We start from the raw sequence: 7,055 nt of genomic DNA, 5'->3' as shown, positions 1-7,055 counted from the left end.
CTTGCTGCATCATCAGAACGCGGCGTAGATTGAAACTGCGGCGAGCCTGATCCTCCTAAGCCAATCAAACGCTCGTGTTCCAAATCATTCGATGACGGACAATCGGTTAGTTCTAATCCCTCAGTCATCCGCGCTTTGAATGATTGAAAGTCTCCGCGAGTAATCTCGTCACGGTTTTTGTCGTCTCCGGCGAGTTGCTGCGCGAGTTTTTCCTTTCGGAAGTCCAGCAGAAAACGGGAAAATCGAGCGTTCAATTCGGAGTACTGAGGGGACTCCTCGATAGGCGATTTGTTTTTCATCAATTCGGTATCCGATAGCCATGGAACTGCCCGAGCGGTTTTGCTGGGCAAGTACAACATTCTGGTCAGCTTTTGCGTGTGACGCGTATGAGACGATTTGGTTCCATGGCCACAGTCTTGAGATTTTCTGGTCTTGGTCAATAGCGCGAATGTTATCGACGGTCGCCTAACGCAGAACAATCTCAGAACTCTACAGGAATCTTTTTTATTTTATTTCAAAGTCTTAAGAATCTGCGGGCATTAAAGACCGTTCAAATGGGCGCAAAAATCAACCTTATGGGCTATTTATGCCCACCCACACAACATTTGTGCAGCGCTTCATACCTATCCGCATTTGGAATGACCGCAGCTGCGGCAGGTCATGCAGCCTTCGATCATGACCATGTCGTACTGACCGCAGGACGGGCAGGCTTTGCCACGTGGCGCGTCCAGGTTCACCACTTGCGCCTGGGGATCGGATTTCAACCCCATCCCTTCGCCTTCCAGAAAGCCGATGGCGACCATGTGCTGTTCGATCACGCCCCCGATCGCGGCCAGGATCGATGGGATATACTTGCCTTTGACCCACGCCCCGCCGCGCGGGTCGAAAACGGCTTTCAGCTCTTCGACCACAAAGGACACGTCCCCACCCCGACGGAACACGGCCGAGATCATCCGCGTCAGCGCCAGTGTCCAGGCGTAATGTTCCATGTTCTTGGAGTTGATGAACACTTCGAACGGGCGGCGGCGGCCCGAGATGATGATGTCGTTGATGGTCAGATAAATCGCGTGCTCGCTATCGGGCCATTTCAGCTTGTAGGTCGACCCCTCCAGCGATTGCGGGCGATCCAGCGGTTCGGACATGTAGATGACGTCGCCGCCTTCAATTTCATGAGGCGCATTCGCGCTTTCCCCCGGCACCTTGTCATCGCTTTCCGAAACGGTCAGAACCGAGCCGGTCACATCGTTGGGGCGATAGGTCGTGCACCCTTTGCAGCCCTGATCCCAGGCCTGCAAGTAGACATCCTTGAATGCGTCAAAGCTGATATCTTCCGGGCAGTTGATGGTCTTGGAGATCGAGCTGTCGATCCATTTCTGCGCTGCCGCCTGCATCTTGACGTGATCCGACGGCGTCAGGGTCTGGGCATTGACGAAATAGTCCGGCAGAGCTGCGTCGCCAAACTTGTCGCGCCACATCTGAACGGCGTAATCCACGACCTCTTCTTCGGTGCGCGAGCCGTCTTTTTGCAGAACCTTGCGGGTGTAGGCATAGGCAAAGACCGGTTCAATCCCTGACGACACGTTCCCGGCATAAAGCGAAATCGTGCCCGTGGGCGCAATCGAGGTCAGCAGAGCGTTGCGGATACCATGTTCGCGGATCGCATCGCGGACGTCGTCATCCATTTGCTGCATCGTGCCGCTGGCCAGATATTTCTCGGCGTCGAACAGGGGGAACGCGCCTTTCTCCTTAGCCAGATCGACCGAGGCCAGATATGCGGCGCGGGCGATTGCGTGCAACCAGCGTTCCGTCTGGCGCGCCGCCTCGTCGGACCCATAGCGCAGGCCCAGCATCAGCAGCGCATCCGCAAGACCCGTCACGCCCAGCCCGATGCGGCGCTTGTCCTGCGCTTCCGCCTCTTGCTCGGCCAGCGGGAATTTCGAGGCGTCCACGACGTTATCCATCATGCGCACGGCTGTCGCGACCAGTTCCTGCAACGCCGGTTCATCCAGATGCGCGGCATCCCCAAATGGTTCGGCAACCAGCCGCGCCAGATTGATCGAGCCCAGCAGGCACGCCCCGTACGGCGGCAGAGGCTGTTCGCCACAGGGGTTCGTCGCGGCGATGGTTTCAACATAGCTCAGGTTGTTGGCCTGATTGATGCGGTCGATGAAGATCACGCCCGGTTCGGCATAATCATACGTGGCCTGCATGATCTTGTTCCACAGATCGCGCGCCTGCACGGTATGATAGATCTTGCCGTCAAACTGCAACTCCCATGGGCCGTCGGCCTTGACCGCCTCCATGAAGGGATCGGTCACCAGCACCGACATGTTGAACATGCGCAGGCGGGCCGGGTCGGATTTGGCGGTGATGAACTGTTCGATATCGGGGTGATCGCAGCGCATGGTGGCCATCATCGCCCCCCGGCGCGAACCCGCGGACATGATCGTGCGGCACATTGCGTCCCACACATCCATGAAGCTGAGCGGGCCAGAGGCATCTGCCGCCACACCTTTCACATCCGCGCCGCGCGGGCGAATGGTCGAGAAATCATAGCCGATCCCGCCCCCCTGCTGCATGGTCAGCGCGGCCTCTTTCAGCATGTCAAAGATACCGCCCATGCTGTCGGGGATGGTGCCCATAACGAAGCAGTTGAACAGTGTCACCTGCCGCGCGGTGCCTGCGCCAGCAGTGATGCGCCCGGCGGGCAGATATTTGAAATCTTCCAGTGCCTCGTAGAACCTGTCTTCCCAATGATCCGGGTCGTCCTCGACCCGCGCGAGGTCACGGGCGATGCGTCGCCAGCTGTCTTCAACCGTCTGATCGATGGGCGTGCCATCCGCCTGTTTGAAGCGGTATTTCATGTCCCAGATCTGCTCGGCGATGGGGGCGGCAAAGCGGCTCATATCGAAACTCTATCTATAGTGTGAGTTAGTAAGAAATCCTCTATATATGATATTCAGGGCTTCATTCCAGCAAAAAAACTGCTGTATTCCAATTGACCATAGACCACACAATAGGCAAATTGATTGGTAATTTCTTGAGGGCTCTCGTAGCTCTCAAGAAACGGTGGAGATGGAGGGACTCGAACCCTCGGGGCGTTGGATAGGAAGCCGCACCCCGCACCATGCCATCCCCTGCATTGGCTCCTCGACCCGGTCGGGGAGCCAATCTTTACAATTTATCGAAATCATCATTTTGAGTTATCGACTCAGTATACTGCATACCGCTCTGTGATTCCCTGTGCTGAAAGAGGTATCCAGACTAACACCCACTACACCTTGATGAAAGCCAATCCTGAGCTACAATGGATAGATAGCCAATGGACGACTCTGTGGGAAAGTTGTGGATAAGTACGTGAACCTCATCAAACTTTCGGTTGGTTCGGAAAGCGTGGACTCTCTGATCGCGTGGCAGGACAGCCGAATGCCGCTTTATGAGGACAGATATCCGCGCCACGTAACCCGCATGTGGCCCAAACGTGATGCCGAGATTCTGAATGGCGGATCAATCTATTGGGTCATCAAGGGTGTCGTACAGTGCCGTCAGCGTATTCTGCGCCTGGACGAGGTGACCGGCGAGGACGGTATCCGCCGCTGCGCCATCGTTCTCGACCCTAACGTACATCGGACCCAGAACACCTTGAAACGCCCGTTTCAGGGGTGGCGATACCTGAAGCCCGAAGATACACCAGCCGACTTGCCGAAAGGGCGCGCGCAGGACGACGCCCTGCCCGATGACCTCAACCGCGCCCTAGCGGATATCGGTGTGCTGTAATTACCGCAGCCGATCCAGCAATTCCGTCAGAACCGCCTTATCCGCCGCGTCGACCTTTGCAACCCGGCTGCGCCACAATGTGGCCTGCGATTGCAGGATCAGACCGTCCGACAGGATCTTGAGGTGGTTTGCCCGCAGGGTTTCACCGGAGGAGGTGATATCAGCAATTGCCTCGGCTGTTTCGTTCATGACCGTACCTTCGGTCGCCCCCTGGCTGTCGACCAGAGTGTAGTCGGCCACGCCCGCGTCGGTCAGGAACTCCCGCACCAGTCGGTGATATTTGGTGGCGATCCGCAGCCGGTGGCCGTGAGTGTTGCGAAATGCTGCTGCCGCCGCATCGAGATCGTCCAGCGTGTCCACATCGACCCAGCAGGCGGGTGTGGCAATGATCAGATCGGCTTTGCCAAAGCCCAGCTGCGCAATCTCTTCGACCTGCTGTTCCCAGCGCGGAAGTTTTTCTTGCACCAGATCGATGCCGGTGACGCCCAGATGAATACGGCCCGACGCAAGTTCGCGCGGAATCTCACCCGCCGACAACAGAACCAGCGAGACGCCGTCAATCCCGTCGACCCTACCCGCATATTCCCGGTCCGAGCCGTTGCGGGACAGCACGATGCCATGTTTTTCGAACCATGAAACGGTCTTTTCCATCAACCGGCCCTTCGAGGGCACGCCCAGTTTCACACTCATAGCACGGCCTCCTCGATTTCAAGCATCAGGTCCGGGCGGATCACTCCGCCGATCGCGGGGATTTCGGCCCCATCCCCCAAACGGCGCGTCAGCGCATCATAGCGCCCACCGGTGGCGACAGGCGGCAGGTCGGGACGGCCTTCGGCGTAGAACCCAAAGACAAACCCGTCGTAATATTCCATCGATGTCCGGCCATAAGACGCTTCGAAATCCAGCCGGGCGACGTCGACGCCACGCGCTTGCAGGGCTGCGATCCGCGCCTCCAATCGGTCCAGTGCCGGGGTGATCTGCGGCAGATCCACTGCCACATCCCTCAGCTGTTCCAACGCGAAGGGCATGGTTTCACGCACATTCAGCAGCGTTTCCAACCCGGCCAGTTCATTGTCAGAGATCGGCGGCGCAGCGCGATCTTCACGCAGGGCTTTGATCCGGTCGGCAATCTCGGGCCCGCGGCGCTTGCCGATCATCGGAACATCAACCGCCATCGGGTCGTCCGCGTCCAAAAGCGCGTCACGGCCTTCGGGCCCCGGTTTACGCCCTGCAAACCGGTCCAGCAGCGCACGAAACCGGCGCGGTCGCCACAGGTGCCGCATCAGCGCGGCCTTGCGGCGGTCTGTGGTCCGAAGCCCTTCGACAGCCGCGGTTAGGATACCGATATCCCCGGTCGCTGCGCGCAGAGGCAGCCCGCGCAGTTGCATTGCCATCAGCGAAAACACTTCGGCATCGGCACCAGCGGGATCATCGCGGTCAAAAACCTCGTACCCCACCTGAATATATTCGTTCGAACGGTCCGGGTCGTGTTCCTGACGGCGGAACACCTCACCTGAATAGGTATAGCGCGCTGGCTCGGCCCCGTCCCGCATGTGCATCTGAACAACAGGCAGGGTGAAATCCGGGCGCAGCATCTGCTCGCCCCGCAGCGCGTCCGAGGTGACGTAGGCACGGGCGCGGATATCCTCGCCATAGAGGTCCAGCAACATTTCAGCGGGTTGCAGCAGCGGGGTATCCACCACCTGCGCGCCCGCAGCCTCGAACCGGACACGCATCATCGCGGCACGGGCCTGTATCTGGGAACGGTTGGGCATGGGTCAGTCCTGACTGTTCAGAATTTCACGCACTTTCGCAACCAGATCAGCGCGCGATACTTCGAACTGGCTGGGGCGTTCTTTCCATTCCTCCAGCGTGGCGCTTTCGGCGATCTTAGCCCCAAGGATCAGGTCCTTGATCTGCACGATGCCTTTTGCCTTTTCGTCCCCGCCTTCGATCACCGCAACCGGAGAGTTGCGCTTGTCCGCGTATTTCAACTGATTGCCAAAGTTCTTGGGATTGCCCAGATACACCTCGGCCCGGATGCCCGCATTGCGCAGCTCGGCCACCATCGCCTGATAATCGGCCATCCTGTCGCGATCCATGACGGTGACGACCACGGGGCCTTTGGCCTGGGCGCTGATCCGGCCCTTTTCGCGCAGCGCCGCCAGTAACCGATCGACGCCGATGGACACCCCGGTCGCGGGCACTTCCTGCCCGGTGAACCGCTTGACCAGATCGTCATAGCGCCCGCCGCCCGCAACCGAGCCGAATTGCCGCTTGCGGCCTTTCTCGTCGAAGATTTCGAACGTCAGTTCGGCCTCGTAGACCGGACCGGTGTAATAGCCCAGGCCACGGACGACGGAGGGGTCAATGACAATGCGGTCGGGGCCGTAGCCGCCAGCGGAGAGAAGTTCAGCGATCTGTTCCAGTTCAGCAATCCCATCCGCCCCAATCTTGCTGTCACCCACGGCAATGCGGAGGTTGGCCAATGTACCAGCGGTATCGACGGCCTTGGAAGTCAGGAAGGCGATAACCGGGTCTGCCTGATCATCGCTGAGACCAACGCCGTCGATAAACGCGCCCGACGCGTCCAGACGGCCCTTGGTCAGCAACTCGCGCACACCCTGCTCACCCACCTTGTCGAATTTGTCGATGGTGCGAAGAACATTGTCTCGTGCGGCTTGATCATCGCCAAGCCCCATCGCCTCCAGCACACCGTTCAAAACCTTCCGGTTATTCACCCGGATGATGTAGTCACCGCGCGGGATGCCAACCTCTTCCAGCGTGTCGGCCAGCATTGCACAGATCTCGGCATCAGCAGCCATCGAGGCGGTTCCAACCGTATCTGCATCGCATTGATAGAACTGCCGATACCGCCCCGGCCCCGGCTTTTCGTTGCGCCAGACCGGACCCATCGCATAGCGGCGATAAGGCGTCGGCAGGTCGTTGCGGTGCTGGGCGTAAACCCGGGCCAGAGGCGCGGTCAGGTCATAGCGCAGGGCCATCCAGTCGCCATTTCCGCCCTCGTCAAACTCCTGCCACGCAAAGACGCCTTCGTTCGGGCGGTCCACGTCGGGCAGGAACTTGCCCAGCGCCTCGACGGTTTCGACCGCACTGCTCTCAAGCGCGTCAAACCCGTACCGATGATAGACGCCCGCAATCGTCCGCAGCATCTCGGTGCGCTGCGTGACTTCCTCGCCGAAATAGTCACGGAACCCTTTCGGCGTTTCGGCCTTGGGGCGGGGCTGTTTCTTGGGCTTGGCCATGTGGGGCGTCCT

Annotated in this window: 6 protein-coding genes; 1 reads left to right on the top strand and 5 read right to left on the bottom strand. The window is 59.1% G+C overall.

Annotation, left to right across the window (positions count from 1 at the left end; all coding sequences use genetic code 11):
- The coding region (locus ACR0DS_RS19755; protein WP_480616900.1) for a hypothetical protein at positions 1-299 on the bottom strand (299 nt) is incomplete at its 3' end.
- A gap of 324 nt (positions 300-623) precedes the next feature.
- Positions 624-2,906: an adenosylcobalamin-dependent ribonucleoside-diphosphate reductase gene (locus ACR0DS_RS19750; RefSeq protein WP_480560756.1), complete on the bottom strand. Its 2,283-nt coding sequence runs from the start codon at positions 2,904-2,906 to the stop codon at positions 624-626.
- Positions 2,907-3,345: 439 nt separating this feature from the next.
- On the opposite strand from ACR0DS_RS19750, the gene ACR0DS_RS19745 reads away from it, so the two are divergent.
- Positions 3,346-3,777: a DUF1489 family protein gene (locus tag ACR0DS_RS19745; protein WP_480540035.1), complete on the top strand. Its 432-nt coding sequence runs from the start codon at positions 3,346-3,348 to the stop codon at positions 3,775-3,777.
- Here ACR0DS_RS19745 and hisG read toward each other — a convergent pair whose 3' ends face one another.
- Genes hisG through hisS form a run of 3 tightly spaced genes read right to left on the bottom strand, consistent with a single transcriptional unit; the run spans position 3,778 to position 7,043 of the window.
- A complete protein-coding gene (hisG, locus tag ACR0DS_RS19740) occupies positions 3,778-4,467 on the bottom strand; it encodes an ATP phosphoribosyltransferase (protein WP_267363646.1) in 690 nt (229 codons plus the stop codon).
- On the bottom strand, positions 4,464-5,552 hold the full coding sequence (locus tag ACR0DS_RS19735; protein ID WP_480489012.1) for an ATP phosphoribosyltransferase regulatory subunit: 1,089 nt from the start codon (positions 5,550-5,552) through the stop codon (positions 4,464-4,466). The genes hisG and ACR0DS_RS19735 overlap by 4 nt, the downstream gene beginning before the upstream one ends.
- Before the next feature lie 3 nt (positions 5,553-5,555).
- Complete coding sequence (hisS, locus tag ACR0DS_RS19730) at positions 5,556-7,043, bottom strand: histidine--tRNA ligase (RefSeq protein WP_480540032.1); 1,488 nt, start codon at positions 7,041-7,043, stop codon at positions 5,556-5,558.
- Positions 7,044-7,055 lie beyond the last annotated feature (12 nt).

Source organism: Ruegeria sp. AF5 (assembly GCF_056541905.1).
This window is presented reverse-complemented; position numbering and strand designations above follow the sequence as displayed.